The organism is Nocardia thailandica NBRC 100428 (genome assembly GCF_000308795.1).
Lineage (GTDB): Bacteria > Actinomycetota > Actinomycetes > Mycobacteriales > Mycobacteriaceae > Nocardia > Nocardia thailandica.
Genome location: NZ_BAGK01000013.1, coordinates 13,723 through 32,225, shown reverse-complemented (window position 1 = coordinate 32,225; position 18,503 = coordinate 13,723). Strand labels below are relative to the sequence as shown.

The 18,503-nt window shown below is 69.3% G+C and carries 17 protein-coding genes and 1 tRNA gene; 7 read left to right on the top strand and 11 right to left on the bottom strand.

The window, feature by feature from the left end; genetic code table 11:
* Positions 1-85: 85 nt before the first annotated feature.
* On the top strand, positions 86-583 hold the full coding sequence (locus ON36_RS35995) for a helix-turn-helix domain-containing protein (RefSeq protein WP_043646719.1): 498 nt from the start codon (positions 86-88) through the stop codon (positions 581-583).
* Here ON36_RS35995 and ON36_RS01265 read toward each other — a convergent pair.
* Positions 508-1,902 (bottom strand): wax ester/triacylglycerol synthase domain-containing protein, encoded by a 1,395-nt coding sequence (locus ON36_RS01265; RefSeq protein ID WP_043646715.1) that lies wholly within the window; start codon positions 1,900-1,902, stop codon positions 508-510. The genes ON36_RS35995 and ON36_RS01265 overlap by 76 nt on opposite strands.
* An 87-nt stretch (positions 1,903-1,989) precedes the next feature.
* A complete protein-coding gene (locus ON36_RS01260; RefSeq protein ID WP_245557813.1) occupies positions 1,990-2,187 on the bottom strand; it encodes a DUF397 domain-containing protein in 198 nt (65 codons plus the stop codon).
* A 334-nt stretch (positions 2,188-2,521) separates the two neighbouring features.
* On the opposite strand from ON36_RS01260, the gene ON36_RS01255 reads away from it, so the two are divergent.
* The 3 genes from ON36_RS01255 to ON36_RS01245 are packed head-to-tail and all read left to right on the top strand — an operon-like array spanning position 2,522 to position 4,764.
* Positions 2,522-3,004: a DUF309 domain-containing protein gene (locus tag ON36_RS01255; protein WP_043646709.1), complete on the top strand. Its 483-nt coding sequence runs from the start codon at positions 2,522-2,524 to the stop codon at positions 3,002-3,004.
* A 1-nt stretch (position 3,005) separates the two neighbouring features.
* Positions 3,006-3,932, top strand: a complete 927-nt coding sequence (gluQRS, locus tag ON36_RS01250) for a tRNA glutamyl-Q(34) synthetase GluQRS (RefSeq protein WP_373281755.1) — start codon at positions 3,006-3,008, stop codon at positions 3,930-3,932.
* A gap of 52 nt (positions 3,933-3,984) precedes the next feature.
* Positions 3,985-4,764: an RDD family protein gene (locus ON36_RS01245; protein ID WP_043646706.1), complete on the top strand. Its 780-nt coding sequence runs from the start codon at positions 3,985-3,987 to the stop codon at positions 4,762-4,764.
* Positions 4,765-4,837: 73 nt separating this feature from the next.
* On the opposite strand, the gene ON36_RS01240 is transcribed toward ON36_RS01245, so the two are convergent.
* Positions 4,838-5,368 (bottom strand): DUF4190 domain-containing protein, encoded by a 531-nt coding sequence (locus ON36_RS01240; protein ID WP_043646703.1) that lies wholly within the window; start codon positions 5,366-5,368, stop codon positions 4,838-4,840.
* A 97-nt stretch (positions 5,369-5,465) separates the two neighbouring features.
* Here ON36_RS01240 and ON36_RS01235 point away from each other — a divergent pair, with 97 nt between their 5' ends.
* Positions 5,466-6,248, top strand: coding sequence for a queuosine precursor transporter (locus ON36_RS01235; protein ID WP_083884831.1), 783 nt, complete (start codon positions 5,466-5,468; stop codon positions 6,246-6,248).
* Between the two features lie 24 nt (positions 6,249-6,272).
* Here the strand turns inward: ON36_RS01235 and tgt are convergent, their stop codons facing one another.
* From tgt to ON36_RS01210, 5 genes are all read right to left on the bottom strand, one after another.
* A complete protein-coding gene (gene tgt, locus ON36_RS01230; RefSeq protein ID WP_043646699.1) occupies positions 6,273-7,526 on the bottom strand; it encodes a tRNA guanosine(34) transglycosylase Tgt in 1,254 nt (417 codons plus the stop codon).
* A 269-nt stretch (positions 7,527-7,795) separates the two neighbouring features.
* A complete protein-coding gene (locus ON36_RS01225; protein WP_043646696.1) occupies positions 7,796-9,703 on the bottom strand; it encodes an ABC transporter ATP-binding protein in 1,908 nt (635 codons plus the stop codon).
* Positions 9,700-11,433 carry an ABC transporter ATP-binding protein gene (locus tag ON36_RS01220; protein ID WP_043646692.1) on the bottom strand — a complete coding sequence of 578 codons (1,734 nt, stop codon included), beginning with the start codon at positions 11,431-11,433 and terminating at the stop codon, positions 9,700-9,702. Before ON36_RS01220 ends, ON36_RS01225 begins: the two co-directional genes overlap by 4 nt.
* Positions 11,434-11,483: 50 nt before the next feature.
* Entirely contained in the window at positions 11,484-11,978 is a 495-nt protein-coding gene (locus tag ON36_RS01215) for an RrF2 family transcriptional regulator (protein ID WP_043646689.1), read from the bottom strand.
* Positions 11,979-12,025: 47 nt separating this feature from the next.
* Entirely contained in the window at positions 12,026-12,619 is a 594-nt protein-coding gene (locus tag ON36_RS01210; RefSeq protein ID WP_043646686.1) for a TetR/AcrR family transcriptional regulator, read from the bottom strand.
* 121 nt (positions 12,620-12,740) lie between these two features.
* Between ON36_RS01210 and ON36_RS01205 the strand changes: the two genes are divergently transcribed.
* On the top strand, positions 12,741-15,038 hold the full coding sequence (locus tag ON36_RS01205) for an MMPL family transporter (protein ID WP_043646683.1): 2,298 nt from the start codon (positions 12,741-12,743) through the stop codon (positions 15,036-15,038).
* A gap of 158 nt (positions 15,039-15,196) precedes the next feature.
* The gene (locus tag ON36_RS01200; protein ID WP_043646767.1) at positions 15,197-17,485 is read left to right on the top strand and encodes an MMPL family transporter; all 2,289 of its coding nucleotides are present in this window, start codon (positions 15,197-15,199) and stop codon (positions 17,483-17,485) included.
* 56 nt (positions 17,486-17,541) lie between these two features.
* On the opposite strand, the gene ON36_RS01195 is transcribed toward ON36_RS01200, so the two are convergent.
* The 3 genes from ON36_RS01195 to ON36_RS01185 form a co-directional block, all read right to left on the bottom strand.
* Positions 17,542-17,790, bottom strand: a complete 249-nt coding sequence (locus ON36_RS01195; RefSeq protein WP_306306893.1) for a hypothetical protein — start codon at positions 17,788-17,790, stop codon at positions 17,542-17,544.
* Between the two features lie 134 nt (positions 17,791-17,924).
* Positions 17,925-18,015, bottom strand: a tRNA-Ser gene (locus ON36_RS01190).
* Between the two features lie 46 nt (positions 18,016-18,061).
* Positions 18,062-18,496 (bottom strand): nucleoside deaminase, encoded by a 435-nt coding sequence (locus ON36_RS01185; protein ID WP_043646761.1) that lies wholly within the window; start codon positions 18,494-18,496, stop codon positions 18,062-18,064.
* Positions 18,497-18,503 lie beyond the last annotated feature (7 nt).

Here is an 18,503-nt window from a genome sequence, read left to right as displayed (position 1 = left end):
GCCGGATCCGAGTATGGTCGCCGCCAAGACCTTTAGGACAGCAAAAACCGTCTACAGATCGTCTACACCTTCTACGATGTGCGCCATGTCCAGTCGGGGCGAGCATCGGAACGAGGCCGGGATCGTCGGAACGCGGTTGCGGCGGCTACGGGAGCAGGCGGGGCTGTCCCTCACCGCCATGGCCGCCCGCGTGCCCTACAGCAGGGCGGCGCTCGGCCACTACGAAACCGGCACGCGCGCCGCGCCTTCCGCCGTGGTCGCCTGGTACGAGCGGCTGTGCGCCGACCCCGGCGGCGGCCGGGTCCTCATCGAGATCGGGATCCCACGGCGCACCGGCGCCGCCGCGGACTACTCCTGCCCGTTCCGCATCGACGGGCTGGTCTCGGGCGCGGCAGCGGGCACCGACGCGGTCGCCGCGGTCTACTCCGCGCTGCACGTCGTGGGGACCGAGCTGGAGCGGGCGGGCGGGCCCTGCGGCGCGCCCGTCGCGCTGGCCGACCTGCTCGATCAGGTGCTGCCGCCCGACCCGTCCCGCAGGGCCGCGCCGACCTCGGCGACCGCCGAATCCAGCAGCGCCAGATAGCGTTCCGGATCCGGCAGCACGGCGGCGTCGGCGTGGACCGACAGCGTCACCGTGTCGCCGAGCCCGTGCACACCGTGGGTCAGGTGCATGACCGTGCCCAGCGCCGGGAAGCCGCCCGTCCAGCGCACGTCGCCGCCCGCCAGCGCCAGGTCGGCGGGCCCGCGGTGCACGCTCGACACGACGGTGTTGCCGTCCAGTGCGCCGGGCACCGAGGACAGGTCGGCGCGCGCGATGTCGCGCGCCGCGAAAACCGCTGGGACGACGGCGTCGACGGCGTCCTGCGCGTCCTGTAGGGGGTGCGTGGCGCGGGCGCGGCGGGTCCGCAGGGACTCGGCGAGGGCGGCGGCGCGCACACGGAGATCCGGTTCGTCCACCCGCAGATCGATCGACAGCCCCCGGTAGTGGTTGCCCGCGGCGCCCGCGCCGGGCAGCGCCATCGGCACCTGGGCGCCGAGCCGGTCCGCGGGCGAGAACCGCTCGAGCGCACGGGATATGGCGGTGAGCGCGGACACGGTGACCGTGTACCCGGGCACCCGCAGCTCGGCCGCGTCGTAAACCCGGACGCCGGCCCGATGCGCGCACGCGTCGACGGGATGCGGCGGGTTGAGCGCGGTAGGCGCGAAAGGCACGGTGGGCGCGGGGATCTCGCCCGCCGCGGTGCGCCCGGCCAGTTCCCGGCGGGCGCGACCCGCGGCCGTGCCGCGGATCACCGTCCGGCGCAGCTGATTCGGGAATCGGGCGATTCCGGCGATGGCCGAGTTGTCCACAACCGCCGACCCGAGTTGTCCACAGGCTGTGGGCTTTTCCGGGGAGTGATCCACAGGGTTATCCACAGGCTTGGGGAAATCCATGCCCGGCGCGAACAGCGCGCGGGCGATCGCCGCCGCGCGGGTGCCGTCGGCCAGCGCGTGGGACAGCTGCAGGACGACCACGACCGAGGGACCGTCCGTCGCGGGCGCGCCGTCGACGCCCCGGAAGACGTGGGCCCGCCACGGGCAGCGGGTGGCGTCCAGCCCGGTGCCCAGAAGTTCGCCGAGGCGAGCAGACACCGATGGCCACGGGAGGTTTACCTCCTCGTGACCGAACAATTGCCGGGACCCGAATTCGACGAATTCCCACCGTGGATATTCCAGGTTTCCGGCGACGGTGCGCAGCCGTAACCGCAGATCATCGATCCGCGCGCTGCGGTCGACGAGAATTGTCCGCAGATCTTCGGCGGAAGCGCCGGAATCGGCGAAACAATAGACGAGGAACAGATCATTGGGTGCGCGCCGCGACAGCCAGTACATGGTCGCGTCCCGCGGGGCCAGCCGGGTCACCCGTCACACCATAGGCGTGGACACCGCGACGGCCCCGAGCCTCCCCCGTGCCCGGGGCCAGAAGAGCCGTCTACGTACTGCTACGTGTCAGGCGCGGGTGAACTCGCCGGCGGACACTCCCGACAGGAAGGTCTGCCAGTCACCGGGCGCGAAGGCGAGAATCGGCCCACGGCCGTGATCCTTGGTGTCGCGGACGGCGACATTGCCGTCGGCGAGAAAGGCGACCTCGACGCAGTTCCCGTCGGGACCGCTGTAGGTGCTCTTCCGCCACGCAGCATCAGTCACGTCAACCTCCACCGCACTTGCTCCTTTTCGTTCGTAGAGAACCGGATAACTTCTGATTTCGCTTGCACCACGTGGTCATACCTGGGGCGGCCCCTGCGCTGGAAACCCTAGCAGGTCTTCCGCAAGTTTGCGGATGAGAATTTGCGTTCTCATCCGCCTTTGCCAAGCTTGCGAAGATCCGTGTTTGCGGAGACATTGCCGGAAGATCCGGCGGATTAGGTGACGCGCGATCGGAACCTTTGTCGTGTCACAGGAAAGTGCGTGATGCGTCAAATTCACTTGCGCCACTTCCGTCACATGGGCATCCACATTCCGCGGGGAGGATGATGGGGTAATGATCTTTCGCGACCGCGACGACGCTGGTAGGGCACGTAATTCCCGTCCGCGCGACCGGCTCGGCCGTCCGCTACCCCCGGGTAGCGTCGGCGTCCCCCGGATACCCGACGACCTCGACCTGCCGCCCCAGCAAACTCTGGACTTCGCTCAGCAACTGCTGGACGACGGTTTGGCATTCAACGCCCACGAAGTATTGGAAGCCGCCTGGAAGGGCGCCCCGGTTGCGGAACGGATGCTGTGGCAGGGGCTGGCCCAGTACGCCGTCGGCATCACCCACATCCAACGTGGAAACGCCAAGGGCGCGGGTACCCTATTGCGCCGCGCGGCGGGCAGGCTGGCGAGCTGTCCCCAGGACGAGCCCGCCCACGACGTGGACCTGGCGGGGCTCATCGCCCACGCGCGGACCCTGTGCGACCTGCTCGACGCCGACGAGGAGATCCCCGGCGACCTGCTCCGCCCCCGGCTGCGCGGCGGCTCCTAAGATGACCGGCATGGCCGCCACCCCGGCGCCCGGCGCCGGGCGCTACGCCCCCAGCCCCTCGGGCGACCTGCACCTGGGCAACCTGCGCACCGCCGTCCTCGCCTGGCTGTTCGCCCGGACCACCGGCCGCCGCTTCGTCCTTCGCGTGGAGGACCTCGACCGCGTCCGGCCCGGCGCCGCCCAGCGCCAGCTCGACGACCTGGCCGCGATCGGCCTCGACTGGGACGGACCGGTGCTCTTCCAGTCCGAACGGCTCGCCGGCTACACCGCGGCGATCGACCGGCTCACCGCCGCCGGACGCACCTACGAGTGCTATTGCACGCGCGCCGAGATCCAGCAGGCCGCGACCGCGCCGCACGCGCCGATGGGCGCCTACCCCGGCACCTGCCGCGAGCTCTCCGATCGGCAGCGCCGGGAACGCCGGGCCGCGGGCCGCCCGGCCGCCCTCCGCCTGCGCGCCGAGGTCACCGACTACGAGATCACCGACCTGCTGCACGGCGCCTACCGCGGCGGGGTCGACGACCTGGTGCTGCGCCGCGGCGACGGTACGCCGGCCTACAACCTCGCCGTCGTGGTCGACGACGCCGACAGCGGCATCGACCAGGTGGTGCGCGGCGACGATCTGCTGTCCTCCACCCCGCGCCAGGCCTACCTCGCCGAACTGCTCGGCCTGCCCGTGCCGACCTACGCCCACGTGCCGCTCGTGCTCAACGGCGAGGGCAGGCGCCTGGCCAAACGCGATGGCGCGGTGACCCTCTCCGACCAGCGCGCCCTGGGCAACACGCCGTCGGACGTGCTGGCCCTCCTCGCGCGCTCCCTCGGTTACGAGGCCCGCACGATGACGGAGCTACGTGGGCTTTTCGACCCGGTGACGATTCCCGCGGAGCCCTGGATTCTCGAAGACATCGGGTTGTTGGAACGTCACTGATATCCGTAACGTACCTATTCGACCGATCTTTGATCTCGAGTAGGACGAATTTATGACCAGCGGTGGTTACGACCCCAATCAGTACCCGCAGGGCGGCCAGCCCTACGGGCAGAATCCGTACGGCCAGCCGCAGCAGCAGCCCGGCTACGGCCAGGACCCTTACGGCCAGCAGCAGGGCGGCTACGGTCAGCAGCCGCCGGCCTACGGTCAGCAGCCGGGTGGTGGCTACGGTCAGCAGCAGTACGGTCAGCCCCAGCAGTACGGCCAGCAGCAGGGCGGCTACGCCCAGCAGCCGCCCGCCTACGGGCAGGACCCCTACGCCCAGCAGCAGCCCGCGGGCTACGGCCAGGACCCCTACGGCCAGCAGCAGTTCCAGCAGCCGAGCCCCGGCGGCACCCAGCCGGGTGACCTGGGCATCCGGCTCGCGGCCCGCGTCATCGACTACCTGATCGTCGGCGTCCCGATCACGATCGTCCTGTCGCTGATCCTCGGCGGCGGGATCGGCAGCACGGGGATCGGCGTCAACATCCTGTCCGCGGTGATCACCACCGCCGCCATCCTCGGCTACTTCGTCGGCATGGAGGTCACCCAGGGCGCGACGCTGGGCAAGAAGATCCTCGGCCTGCGGGTCGTCGCCCCCGGCGGCGGTCAGCTCGACCCGGTCACCTCGCTCAAGCGCAACCTCTACATCCTGCCCGCCGTGATCTACTGCCTGGGCAACCTGGTCAGCGCGGGCCTCGCGATCTACATCGCGATCACCATCGAGCAGGACCCGAACAAGCAGGGTTGGCACGACAAGTTCGCCGGCGGCACCCAGGTCGTCAAGGGCTGACACCCGCACCCCACGCAGCACGAAGGGCGCTTCCGATCATCTCGGAAGCGCCCTTCGCGCATCGGTATTCGAATCAGTAACTGGTGCTGCTGCTGCTCGCGCCGAGAATCAGCATCAGCACGATGTACAGAATCCAGCCGACGATCGTGATGCCGCCGATCACGATGCCCGCGATGGCCAGGCCCTTGCCCTCACCGCCGCGTTCCTTGATCTGGTTCATCGCCATGAAACCGAGCACGATGCCGACGATCGAGCCGACGCAGGTGCAGCCGCCGATGAGCGAGGCGACCAGCGAGCCGATGGCCAGGCCGTTGGTGCCCTGCGGCTGCTGCGGGTACGCGCCGTAGGGCTGGTACGCGGGTGCCGCCGGGTAGGGCGTCGCGCCGTAGGGCTGCGGCTGCGGCTGGGCCGGGTACGACGGCGCGGGCTGCTGCGGGTAGGCCGGATAGGACGGGGCCGAGGGCGGCGGCGTCGGCTGCTGCGGCGCCGACGGGTAGCTGGACGGCTGGCCGGTCGGGTACTGCGGCGCCGAGCCGGACTCCGGGGACACGCCGGAGCCGCCGTACTGCTTCCACCATTGGTCGGAATCGCCGGGATTCGTCATTGCTACAGCCTAATCGGTTGTTCCCGGAGCGCACATCGATAGGCCGGACTACGGAATCGCCGGGCACGAACGCCGCCGGTGACCCACCCTTGGTTGGATGAGCGATGTGACTGCTTCAGAGAAACCCGACCGCGCGAGCGAGTCTGGACACCCCGCGCCACCGCATCCGGCATTCGCCCAGGTCGCGCGGGGGTACTACCCGGTTATCGTGGCGTTCTTCACCGCCACCCTCATCATCTCCAACATCTGCGCGACCAAGGGCGTCGAGTTCTTCGGCGATCGTTCGCTGTCGCTCGGCCCGCTGCAGATCCTGCCGATCGTCACCGACGGCGCCTTCTTCCTGTTCCCCCTGGCCTACGTGCTCGGCGACGTGCTGAGCGAGGTCTACGGATTCCGCGCCACCCGGCACGCCATCTACACCGGTTTCGCCGCGCTGCTGCTCACCGTCGCGTGCTTCGCGATCGCGATCCGGCTGCCCGCGGCCGGGTTCTACGAGAACCAGGAAGCCTTCCGCACCGTCCTCGGCACCACCCCGCAGCTGGTGCTGGCGGGCCTGGCCGGGTACGTCGTCGGCCAGCTGCTGAATTCGGCGACGCTGGTGCTCATCAAGGAGCGCACCAAGGAGAAGCACCTGTGGGCGCGGCTCATCGGGTCCACCGTCGTCGGCGAGTTCGCCGACACCCTGATCTTCTGCTCCATCGCGGCCACCGCGATCGGGATCGACTCGTGGAAGTCCTTCGTCAACTACGTGATCATCGGCTTCGTGTGGAAGACCCTGGTCGAGGTCGTCGTGCTGCCGATCACCTACGCGGTGATCGCCTGGCTCAAGCGCAACGAACCCACCTACGCGCCGGCGCCCGCCGACGCCCTGCACGACTGAACCGGCGCGAGGCCCCCGCCGGAATCAGCTGGTGGGGGCCTTGATCCGGCCCTGCCAGCGGCCGAGGGCCTCGGCCTTGAACTCGTCGAAGTAGCCGCCCTCGATGCTCTCGCGGATCCGGTCGACCAGCCGGATGGTGTAGCGCTCGTTGTGGATCGTGCACAGCGTCGCCGACAGCATCTCCTTCGCCTTGAACAGGTGGTGCAGGTAGGCGCGGGTGTAATTGGCGCAGGTGTAGCAGTCGCAGTTCTCGTCGATGGGGGTGAAGTCGCGGCGGAAGCGGCTGGTGTTGATGTTGAACCGGCCCTCGTCGACGTAGATGGCCGCGTTGCGCGCGACCCGGGACGGGTTCACGCAGTCGAAGGTGTCCGCGCCGTTCTCCACGGCGACGAAGATGTCCTCCGGCTCGCTGATGCCGAGCATGTGGCGCGGCTTGTGTTCGGGCAGTTCGTCGCAGCACCAGCCGACGATGGTGCCCAGGTTGTGCTTCTCCAGCGCGCCGCCGATGCCGTAGCCGTCGAAACCCGTTCCCGCCGCGCCCCGCAGCTGTTCCAGGTCGCGGCAGGCCTTGCGCCGCAGGTCCTCGTACTGCGCGCCCTGGATGACGCCGAACAGCGCCTGGTAGGGCCGGTGCGTGCGGGCGGCGGTGAGCCGCTCGTGCTCGTCGAGGCAGCGCTGCGCCCACCGGCGCGTGCGTTCGAGCGATTCCTCCTGGTAGCCACGGGTGTTCATGAGTGTGGTCAGCTCGTCGAAGGCGAACATGATGTCCGCGCCGAGCTGATGCTGGATGCTCATCGACACCTCCGGCGTGAACCGGTGCCTCGACCCGTCCAGGTGCGAGCGGAACGTGACCCCGTCGTCGTCGACCGTGGCGAGGCGCTCCTTGCCCGCGGCGATGACCTGGTCGGACCGCACGTCGACCGCCTCCATCGCCAGCACCTTCTTGAACCCGACCCCCAGCGACATCACCTGGAAGCCGCCGCTGTCGGTGAAGGTGGGCCCCGCCCAGTTCATGAACGCGCCGAGCCCACCCGCCTCGTCCACGATGTCGGCGCCCGGCTGCAGGTACAGGTGATAGGCGTTGGCCAGCAGCGCTTGGGCCCCCATCTCCCGCATCGTCTCCGGCAGCACCGACTTCACCGTCGCCTTGGTCCCCACCGGCACGAACGCCGGCGTAGCGATCTCCCCGTGCGGGGTGGCGATCACACCGGCACGACCGTGGCGCCCCCCGGAGAGACGGGCACCGACGCGGAAGGAGAACGAGCTGGGTTCGGACACCCCGCCATCCTGCCAAACCCCCCGACCCCCGCCCCCGCCGCAACCCGGCCCCGCCTCCGACGGCCCCCGCCCCCGCACCAACCCAGCCCCGCCTCCGACGGCCCCCACCAACCCAGCCAGCACGGGCCGACCCCGAGGAGGCCCCGCCGCGCAGCGGCGGTCGCGGCCGCCCCGACGAAAAGAGACCCGAGACAATGCGCCGAAGGCGCGAGTATCGGGTCTCTTTTCGTCGGGGCCCGAAGGGCCGCGACTCGAGCGCGCCAGCGCTCCTAAGACACAGCCCCCGCGAATTGGGCGTTGTAGAGGCGGTAGTAGGCGCCGCGTTCCCCGAGGAGCCGGTCGTGCGATCCGTGTTCGACGATGCGGCCCTTCTCCATGACCACGATCATGTCCGCGTCGCGGATCGTCGAGAGCCGGTGGGCGATGACGAAACTCGTGCGGTCGCGGCGGAGCGCGGCGGTGGCGTGCTGGACGAGCAGTTCGGTGCGGGTGTCGACCGAGCTGGTCGCCTCGTCGAGGACCAGGATCGAGGGCTTGGCGAGGAAGGCGCGGGCGATGGTGATGAGCTGTTTCTCGCCCGCGCTGACGCCGCCGCCCTCTTCGTCGATGACGGTGTCGTAGCCGTCGGGGAGGGCGTGCACGAACCGGTCGACGTAGGCGGCGCGGGCGGCGGCCAGGATGTCGGTCTCGGAGGCGTTGGGGTTGCCGTAGGCGATGTTCTCGCGGATGGTGCCCCGGAACAGCCAGGTGTCCTGCAGGACCATGCCGATGCGTTCGCGCAGGTGGTCGCGGCTGATCGTGGTGATGTCGACGTCGTCGATGGTGATGGTGCCCGCGTCGAGTTCGTAGAAGCGCATGAGCAGGTTGACCAGGGTGGTCTTGCCCGCGCCGGTCGGCCCGACGATGGCGACGACGTGCCCGGGTTCGGCGACGAGCGAGAGCCGTTCGATGATCGGCTTGCCGGGTTCGTAGCCGAAGGACACGGCCTCGAATTCGACGCGCCCTCGGTCGACGGGGCGCACGATCTCCTTCGCCGGGTCGGGGCTCTGCTCCTCGGCGTCGAGGATCTCGAAGATGCGTTCGGCCGAGGCGACGCCGGACTGCAGCAGGTTGGCCATGGCGCCGATCTGGGTGAGCGGCTGGGAGAACTGGCGCGAGTACTGGATGAACGCCTGCACCTCGCCGAGCGACAGGTTGCCGGTGGCGACCCGCAGGCCGCCGACGAGCGCGATGAACACGAAGTTCACGTTCCCGAGGAACATGATCGAGGGCATGATCAGGCCGGAGATGAACTGCGCCTTGAAGCTCGACCGGTAGAGGTTCTCGTTGCGTTTGTCGAACTCTTCGCCGACCTCGCGGCTGCGGCCGAACGCGGTGACGATCTCGTGGCCGGTGTAGGCCTCCTCCACCGAGGCGTTGACCTCGCCGGTGTAGCGCCACTGGTCGACGAAGTGCGGCTTGGACCGCTTGGCGATCTGCGCGGTCACCACGATGGCGGCGGGCACGGTGAGCAGGGCGATCAGCGCCAGCAGCGGCGAGATCCAGAACATCATGATCAGGATGCCGATGACGCTGAAGACCGAGGTGAGCAGCTGGCTCATGGTCTGCTGCAGGCTCTGGGAGACGTTGTCGACGTCGTTGGTGACGCGGCTGAGGACGTCACCGCGCGGGGCGGTGTCGAAGTAGCTCAGCGGCAGGCGGTGCAGCTTGTCCTCGACGTCGTCGCGCAGGCGCTTGACCGTGCGGTTGATGACGAGGTTGAGCAGGTAGCCCTGCAGCCAGCCGAACACCGCGGCGGCGAGGTAGAGCGAGAGCACCAGCAGCAGCAGTCTGCCGACGGCGTCGAAGTCGATGCCCATGCCCGGGGTGACGTCCATTGCCGAGAGCATCTCGGCGAAGGTGTCGTCGCCGCCGGCGCGGGCGGCCTCGATCGCCTGGTCCTTGGTGATGCCCGCGGGCATCTGTTTGCCGATGAACCCGTCGAACACCAGGTTGGTCGCCTGGCCGAGCAGGTAGGGCCCGAGGGTGTTGAGCACCACCGCCGCGATGACGAGCCCGACGATGGCGATGACGTAGACCCGCTCCGGCAGCAACCTTCTGAGCAGCCGTTTCAGCGAGGGTCCGAACGACTTCGCCTTGGTGCCGGGTGCTCCCGGCACGGCCCCACCCGGCCTCATCGAGCCTCCTCCACACTCAGCTGGGACTCGACGATCTCGCGGTATTCCGAGCAGGTCCGCAACAACTGGTCATGGGTGCCGATGCCGGCCATCCGGCCGTCCTCGAGCACCACGATCTGATCGGCATCGCGGATGGTCGCGATGCGCTGGGCGACGATGATGACCGACGCGTCGGACGTCTCGGGTGCCAGGGCCGCCCGCAGCCGGGCATCGGTGGCGACGTCGAGCGCGGAGAACGAATCGTCGAACAGGTAGACGCGCGGCTTCCGGACCAGTGCGCGGGCGATGCACAAGCGCTGGCGCTGGCCGCCGGAGACCGTCGTGCCGCCCTGGGCGACGGGGGTTTCCAGGCCCTGCGGCATCTCGCGGACGAACTCGGCGGCCTGGGCGATCTCGAGCGCGTGCCAGAGTTCGTCGTCGGTGGCGTCGGGTTTGCCGTAGCGCAGGTTGGAGGCGATGGTTCCGGAGAACAGGTACGCCTTCTGCGGGACGAGGCCGATCTCGCCGCGCAGCGTGGCCAGGTCGAGGTGGCGGACGTCGGTGCCGCCGACGTGGACCGCGCCGTCGGTGACGTCGATCAGGCGCGGGATCAGGTTGAGCAGCGTGGTCTTGCCCGCGCCGGTCGAGCCGACCATCGCGGTGGTGGTGCCGGGCGCGACCTGGAAGCGGATGCCCTGCAGCACCGGCTTCTCGGCGCCGGGAAAGGCGAATTCGGCGAATTGGATGTCCACGGCCGCGGGGTCGGCGGCGAACGGTCGCGGCTGCCGGGGCTCGCGCACGGAGGACTCGGTGTCGAGGACGCCGCCGATGCGGTCGGCCGACACCGCCGCGCGCGGCGCCATCATGGCCAGGAACGAGGCCATCATGACCGCCATGAGGATCTGCATGATGTAGGACAGCATCGCGGTGAGCGAGCCGATCTGCATGGTGCCGTCGTCGATGTGGTGGCCGCCGAACCAGATGACACCGACCGCGGTGACGTTGCTGATCAGCATGACCGTCGGGAACATCAGCGCCATCAGCCTGCCGACGCGCAGCGCGGCTTCGGTGAGTTCGAGGTTGGCCACGCCGAAGCGCCAGATCTCCTGGCGTTCCCGGACGAACGCGCGGACCACCCGGATGCCGGTGATCTGTTCGCGCAGGACGCGGTTGACGTTGTCGATGCGTTCCTGCATCTGCCGGAAGCCGGGCACCATGCGGGCCACGATGATGCCCATGGCCAGCGCCAGCGCGGGGACCGCGATCAGCAGCAGCCAGGACAGGCTGAGGTCCTCGCGCAGCGCCATGATGATGCCGCCGACGCACATGATCGGGGCCATCACCAGGATGGTGACCGACATGACGATGAGCAGCTGGACCTGCTGGATGTCGTTGGTGGAGCGGGTGATCAGCGAGGGGGCGCCGAACATGCCGACCTCGCGCGCGGAGAAGGTGCCGACCCGGTGCAGCACGCCGCCGCGCATGTCGCGGCCCGCGCCCATGGCCGCCTGGGCGCCGAGGTAGACCGAGAACGACGAGGCGACGATCTGGACGCCGGTGACGAGCAGCATCCACAGGCCGGTGCGCCAGATGAATCCGATATCGCCCTTCGTCACGCCGTCGTCGATCAGGTCGGCGTTGAGGCTGGGCAGGTAGAGCATGGCGATCACCGAGATCAGCTGGAGCACGACCACCCCTGCCAGCTGCGCCCGGTAGGGAGAGAGATACGTCCTGAGCAGCGAGATCAACATGATCCTCGCAGGCTACCGCCTGCGGGTGACCGGTGGCCCGTCGTTTTCGATCAGTATCCGGTTGTGTCCGATTCCGCCGGACTCGCGGTCGGTTCCCGCCGGGCCCAGGCCCCCGGGTCCGCGGTCAGCTCCCCCACGAATCCGGGCAGCTCGCCCGCGGCCAGCTCGGCGATGGAGACGTTCTCCAGCACCGCGCGGATGTTGACCCGCAGCGCTATCCACACCCGTTGCAGCGACGCGGCCGCGCCCGGGTAGCGCACGTCCTCGGGCCGCTGCCCGCGCACCGAGGCCAGCGGCGACTCCACCGCGCGGATGACGTCGGCCACCGAGATGGCGGCGGCGGGCCGGGCCAGCCGGTAACCGCCGTCGGGGCCGCGCCTGCTGCGCACCAGCTCGGCCCGGCGCAGCTCGGCGAGCACCGTCTCGAGCACCTTGGGCGGGATCTCCTGGGCCGCGGAGATCGCCTCCGCCTTGACGACGCCGTCGGTGTGCGCGATCTCGAGCAGCGTGCGCACGGCATAGTCCACCCTCGCGGTGATATGCACGTCCGCGCTCTCCTGTCTGCGATCGAAATCCGGCGTCGGGTGCGAATCTACGCGGTCCCGCAGGCCGTCAGCACGCAGGTCGCCGCGTCGAGCAGGGTGGCTTCGATGACGGCGTCGGAGGCGCCGGGGGCGCTCTCGTCCGACACGAGGGCGACGCCGAGGACGTTGAGCGCGGCCGCGGCGCGCAGCCGCTGTTCGCTGCTCGGGTCGGGCCCGGCCAGCCAGGTGCGCAGGGTGCGGGAGGACTCGACCAGGTCGGGGTACCGGTCGGCCATGGCGTTGAGGATGGCGACGGTGTCGCGCACGCACAGCGCGCCCGCGGCCCGGTGCCGGATCATGCCGCGCAGGTAGGTGCGCAGGACCGCGCGGATGCCCTCGGCGTCGTAGGGGACGGCGTCGATGTCGGTGACCACATCGCGCAGGTGATCCATGATCGGATCGAGGATCGCCAGGAGCAGATCCAGCTTCGAGGCATAGTGGTAGTAGAGGGAGGCTTTGGTGATCCCTACCACATCCGCGACCTCGCGCAGGCTGGTTTGCTCGAATCCCTTGGCGGTGAACAACTCCACAGCGGCGTCCCGAATCGCCTGCTTGGTGCCTCCACCTGCGGTAACGGAGTCGACGGTGTCTCGCGCTGCCATGGCGCAATCCTCCCATCATTCGATGTGACTGACCGGGCAGCCCCGAAATTGAGGTTGCCTCTCCACTTATGCGCTCGGTAATCTACCTACCGCACGGTAGGCAGACTAGAGGAGCACCGAAGTGTCCGTATACCTGTACCGATGGGGGAAGTTCGCCTTCCGCCGCAAATGGATAGTGCTGCCGGTCTGGCTGCTGCTGTTCGTGCTACTCGGCGGCCTGGGCGCCACGCTCAGCAAGCCGATGAGCAACGACTTCAGCATGCCGGAGCTCCCGTCGGCACGCGCCAACGAAATTCTCGACAAGCACTTCCCCGGCATGTCCGAACAGTTCGCCATGGATGCCGTCTCCGGCACCTACGTCATCGGCGCGCCGGAAGGCACCGCGCTCACCGACCCGGCCAACCGCGCCGCGATCGAGGCCCTGATCGGCAAGCTCGGCGAACTCGACATCGTCGACCACGACAAGAAGATCGCCGACCCCATCACCGCCACCGAGCAGATGGGCTGCCTGACCGACCCGGACCCGTCCAAGTGCTCCGCCGCCCCGCTCAACGTGCTCAGCGCGGGCGCCCCGGGCACCGTCGCGGTGATGAGCGTGCCGTTCGGCATCGCCAAGATCACCGACGTCACCGACGCCCAGCGCGACATCGCCTACCAGGTCGCCGACGACGCCCGCCACGCCGGCCTGACCGTCGAGCTCAGCGGCTCGATCGCGATGAAGCAGGAGCAGCCGAGCGGCAAGTCCGAGATGATCGGCATGGGCGTCGCGCTCGTCGTCATGGTGGTCGCCTTCGGCGCCATCGTCGCCGCGGTCGTCCCGATCATCACCGCCATCGTCGGCCTCGGCGCCGCGACCTCGCTGATCATGCTCGGCACCTCGGTCATCGAGGTCCCCGGCTTCACCACGTTCCTCGCGTCCATGATCGGCATCGCGCTCTCGATCGACTACGCGCTGTTCATCGTCTCGCGCTACAAGCACGAGCTGGCCGTGCAGGATTCGCCCGAGGAGGCCGCGGGCACCGCGCTGGGCACCGCGGGCTCGGCGGTGGTGTTCGCCGGCCTGACCGTCATCATCGCCCTCGGCGCGCTCGGCATCGTCGGCGTGGAGTTCCTGACCTTCATGGGCCTCGGCGGCGCGATCGCCGCAGGCTTCGCGGTGCTCACCGCGATCACCCTGATGCCCGCGCTGATGGGCGCCTTCGGCAAGTACCTGTTCAAGCCGAAGCTGCCGATCGTGGCCCAGCACGACCCCGAGGACGAGAACTCCGTCACCAACGGTCAGCGCTTCGCCCGCCTGATCGGCAAGGCACCGTGGGTCGCGCTGATCCTGTCGGTGGTCGCGCTCGGCGCGCTGGCCGCGCCCGCCGCCAACCTGAACCTCGGCCTGCCGGGCGACGACAGCATGCCCAAGCACTCCACCATCCGCAAGGCCTACGAGCTGCGGACCGCGGGCTTCGGCGAGGGCAGCAACGGCGTGCTCATGGTCGCGGTCGACCTGGCCGGGGTCGCCCCGGATCAGCGCGACGCCGCCGTCGACGCGCTGCGGGCCAAGCTCGCCGCCTACGAGGGCATGGACTACGTCACCGCCCCGCAGTTCAGCGAGAACGGCGAGGGCGCGATGCTCAACGGCGTGCCGAAGTCGGGCCCGAACAACCAGGCCACCAAGGATCTGGTCGCGGACGCCCGCGAGGCCGAGGGCGAGCTGAAGTCGCAGTTCGGCATGGAGTACGGCATCACCGGCACGACCGCCATCTACGCCGATGTCGACCACGTCCTGCTCAGCAAGATCGTGCCCTACCTGGCGATCGTGGCGGGCGCGGCGTTCATCCTGCTGATCCTGGTGTTCCGCTCGATCCTGGTCCCGCTCACCGCCGCACTCGGCTTCCTGCTCTCCATGGCGGCCACCTTCGGCGCGACCGTCCTGATCTTCCAGGAAGGCAAGCTCGGCCTGATCAGCGACCCGCACCCCCTGGTCAGCTTCCTGCCCATCATGCTCATCGGCCTCGTCTTCGGCCTCGCCATGGACTACCAGGTGTTCCTGGTCACCCGCATGCGCGAGGAGTTCGTGCACGGCAAGTCGCCCAAGGGCGCGATGGTCTCGGGCTACCACCACGGCGCCCGCGTGGTGACCTCGGCGGCCATCATCATGATCTCGGTGTTCGGCTCGTTCCTGCTCGAATCCGACGTCACCGCCAAGTCCTTCGGCTTCGCGCTGGCCGCCGGTGTCGCCATCGACGCCTTCGTGGTCCGCATGGTCGTGGTCCCGGCCCTGCTGGTGATCATGGGCAAGTGGTCGTGGTGGATCCCGAAGTGGCTCGACCGCATCCTGCCCGATATCGACGTCGAGGGCGCCAAGCTCGAGGAGCTGCGCCGCCGCAACGCCGACACGCTGGTCAAGGAGCCGGTGAGCGTCAGCTGACCGATCCCGCCGAGGCACCCACCCCCGCAACCCGTCCCGGGTTGCGGGGGTGTTGCTTTCCCGCGAAACAGCCACGTACATGCTTGCCAGCGCGGTAGCCGGACAGCAGACTCGACGGGGTTAGACCGTCCGTGCCGTGGCCCACCGCGAGGAGCACCGTGTCCGTCTATCTGTATCGCTGGGGAAAGTTCGCCTTCCGGCGCAAGTGGATCGTCCTGCCGGTCTGGTTGCTGTGCTTCATCGTCCTCGGCGCGCTCGGCGCCCAGCTGAAGAAGCCGATGACCGACGACTTCTCCATGCCGAACCTGCCCTCCGAGCGGGCGACCGAGATCCTCGACAAACACTTCCCCGGCATGTCGGAGGCGTTCGCCTTCGACGCGGTCACCGGCACGTACGTGGTCGCCGCGCCGCCCGGGGAGAAGCTGACCGATCCGGAGAACCGCGCGGCGATCACCTCGCTGATCGACTCGCTCGGGCAGCTGGACATCGTCGACCACAGCAAGCCCATCGTCGATCCGGTCACCGCCACCGAGGAGATGGGCTGCCTCGGCGCCCAGCGCGATCCCTCCACCTGCAGCGGCGCCCCGCTCAACGTGCTCAACCGGGAGAACCCCGACACGGTCGCCTACTTCAGCGTGCCGTTCACCATCACCGAGTTCGCCGACATCACCGCCGAGGACCGCGACGCGGCCTACGCCGCGGCCGACAGCGCCCGCGCGGCGGGCCTGACGGTCGAGGTCAGCGGCACCATCGCCATGGAACAGCAGGCGCCGAGCGGCAAGTCCGAGATGATCGGTATGGCCGTGGCGCTGGTGGTCATGGTGGTCGCCTTCGGCGCGATCGTGGCGGCGTTCGTCCCGATCATCACCGCCATCGTCGGCCTCGGCGCGGCGACCTCGCTGATCTTCCTGTCCACCTCGGTGCTGTCGGTGCCGAGCTTCACCACGTTCCTCGCGTCCATGATCGGCATCGCGCTCTCGATCGACTACGCGCTGTTCATCGTCTCGCGCTACAAGCACGAGCTGGCCGTGCAGGATTCGCCCGAGGAGGCCGCGGGCACCGCGCTCGGCACCGCGGGCTCGGCCGTCGTGTTCGCCGGCCTGACGGTCATCATCGCGCTGGTCGGCCTCGGCATCGTCGGGGTGCGGTTCCTGACCTTCATGGGTCTGGGCGGCGCGATCGCGGCGGCCTTCGCGGTCCTCACCGCGATCACGCTGATGCCCGCGCTGCTCGGCGCGTTCGGCCGGTTCCTGTTCAAGCCGAAGCTGCCGCTGGTGGCCCAGCACGACCCCGAGGACGACACGGTCGTCACCAACGGACAGCGGGTGGCCCAGGCCATCGCGCGCTGGCCGTGGGTGGCGATGATCGCGGCCATCGCGGTGCTCGGCGTCCTCGCCGCGCCCGCGGTCAACCTGAACCTCGGCCTGCCGGGCGAGGACAGCCTGCCCAAGACCACCACCGTCCGCAAGGCCTACGACCTGCGCACCGAGGGGTTCGGTGAGGGCAGCAACGGCGTCCTCCAGGTGGCGGTCGACCTCAGCGAGACCCCGCCCGATCAGCGGACCGCGGCGCTGACCGCGCTGCGCGACACCCTGGCCGCCTACCCGGACATGGAGCTGGTCACCGAGCCGCAGCTCAGCCGGGACGGTGCGGGCGCCCTACTCAACGGCATCCCCCGGACCGGCCCGAACAACCAGGCGACCAAGGACCTGGTGAAACAGGCGCGCGACGCCGAGGCCGGGCTCCAGGACCGGTACGCGATGACCTACGGCATCACCGGAACGACGGCGATCTACGCCGACATCGACAACGTGCTGCTCAGCAAGATCGTCCCGTACATGGCGATCGTGGCGGGCGCGGCGTTCATCCTGCTGATCCTGGTGTTCCGCTCGATCCTGGTCCCGCTCACCGCCGCACTCGGCTTCCTGCTCTCCATGGCGGCCACCTTCGGCGCGACCGTCCTGATCTTCCAGGAAGGCAAGCTCGGCCTGATCAGCGACCCGCACCCCCTGGTCAGCTTCCTGCCCATCATGCTCATCGGCCTCGTCTTCGGCCTCGCCATGGACTACCAGGTGTTCCTGGTCACCCGCATGCGCGAGGAGTACGTGCACGGGGAGGGACCGACCGAGGCCGTCGTCAAGGGCTATCACCACGGCGCCCGCGTGGTGACCTCGGCGGCCATCATCATGATCTCGGTGTTCGGCTCGTTCCTGCTCGAATCCGACGTCACCGCCAAGTCCATGGGCTTCGCGCTGGCCGCCGGTGTCGCGCTGGACGCGTTCGTGGTCCGGATGTGGCTGATCCCGGCGCTGCTGGTGCTGCTCGGCCGGTGGGCGTGGTGGATCCCGGGCTGGCTCGACAAGATCGTGCCCGACATCGACGTGGAGGGCGCGCGCCTGCGCGAACTCCGGCAGCGGGAGACCGAGAAGGTGCGCGCGCCGGTCTGACCGGGGCCGCGGCGGCCGGGAGTCCCTCGGGCTCCCGGCCGTTCCGTGTCACGGGGTCATTGACTCGGCTGCGGCACCTGGCACTTGCCGACCTTCGGGTTGAGCCCGATGTAGTTCACCGGCCCCGCGGCCGCCGTCACCCCGATGGTCGCCCATTCCGAGCACTCCCGGGGAAGGGAGGTGAAGTAGTGACGCTGCCCTGCGGCGAGCAATCCGATTGCCACCCAGCCGAGTACGAGCAGGATGAGCAGTTTCCCCCCGATACCCATCCCGGCCTTCGCGGGTGGCGGCTGTCGCCCGCGCATAAACATCGGTTCCTTCCGAGTACGAATGCCCCAGTAACACAGTCTATTACGCGGGGGCCCGACGGCGGCCCGCTTAATGGGTGAACAGCGGACGAAAAAGCCCCCCACCTGGGTCAACCAGGTGAGGGGCTTCATGGCGGTGGCGGAGGGATTTGAACCCTCGGAGGGGGGTTACCCCTCACACGCTTTCGAGGCGTGCTCCTTAGGCCGCTCGGACACGCCACCGCCGAGAACAATACCGGAACGCCACCCGAATCGATAAATCGGCAGGTCAGCGCTGCCGATGGAAGAAGTCCTCCAGCAGGGCGACGCACTCCGCCTCCAGCACCCCGCCGCGCACCTGCGGCCGATGATTGAGCCTGCGGTCGCGGACCACGTCCCACAGCGAACCGACGGCGCCCGTCTTCGGCTCCCACGCGCCGAACACCACCTTCCCCACCCGCGCGAGCACGAGGGCGCCCGCGCACATGGTGCACGGCTCCAGCGTGACCGCCAGGGTCGCGCCCTCCAGCCGCCAGCCGTCACCGAACGCGCGCGCGGCCGCCCGCAGGGCGAGCACCTCGGCGTGTGCGGTCGGATCACCCAGTGCCTCACGGGCATTCGCGGCCCTGGCCAGTTCGCGGCCGTCCGGGCCGAACACCACGGCGCCGACCGGGACGTCGCGCGGGTCGGCCGATCCGGCCGCCGCGACGGCGGCGCGGATCATGTCCGCC

Coding starts and splice junctions, on each gene's coding strand:
- ON36_RS35995 (WP_043646719.1), top strand. CDS start 86: ATGTCCAGTCGGGGCGAGCATCGGAACGAGGCCGGGATCGTCGGAACG.
- ON36_RS01255 (WP_043646709.1), top strand. CDS start 2,522: ATGATCTTTCGCGACCGCGACGACGCTGGTAGGGCACGTAATTCCCGT.
- gluQRS (WP_373281755.1), top strand. CDS start 3,006: ATGACCGGCATGGCCGCCACCCCGGCGCCCGGCGCCGGGCGCTACGCC.
- ON36_RS01245 (WP_043646706.1), top strand. CDS start 3,985: ATGACCAGCGGTGGTTACGACCCCAATCAGTACCCGCAGGGCGGCCAG.
- ON36_RS01240 (WP_043646703.1), bottom strand. CDS start 5,368: ATGACGAATCCCGGCGATTCCGACCAATGGTGGAAGCAGTACGGCGGC.
- ON36_RS01235 (WP_083884831.1), top strand. CDS start 5,466: ATGAGCGATGTGACTGCTTCAGAGAAACCCGACCGCGCGAGCGAGTCT.
- ON36_RS01225 (WP_043646696.1), bottom strand. CDS start 9,703: ATGAGGCCGGGTGGGGCCGTGCCGGGAGCACCCGGCACCAAGGCGAAG.
- ON36_RS01220 (WP_043646692.1), bottom strand. CDS start 11,433: ATGTTGATCTCGCTGCTCAGGACGTATCTCTCTCCCTACCGGGCGCAG.
- ON36_RS01210 (WP_043646686.1), bottom strand. CDS start 12,619: ATGGCAGCGCGAGACACCGTCGACTCCGTTACCGCAGGTGGAGGCACC.
- ON36_RS01195 (WP_306306893.1), bottom strand. CDS start 17,790: ATGCGCGGGCGACAGCCGCCACCCGCGAAGGCCGGGATGGGTATCGGG.
- ON36_RS01185 (WP_043646761.1), bottom strand. CDS start 18,496: ATGATCCGCGCCGCCGTCGCGGCGGCCGGATCGGCCGACCCGCGCGAC.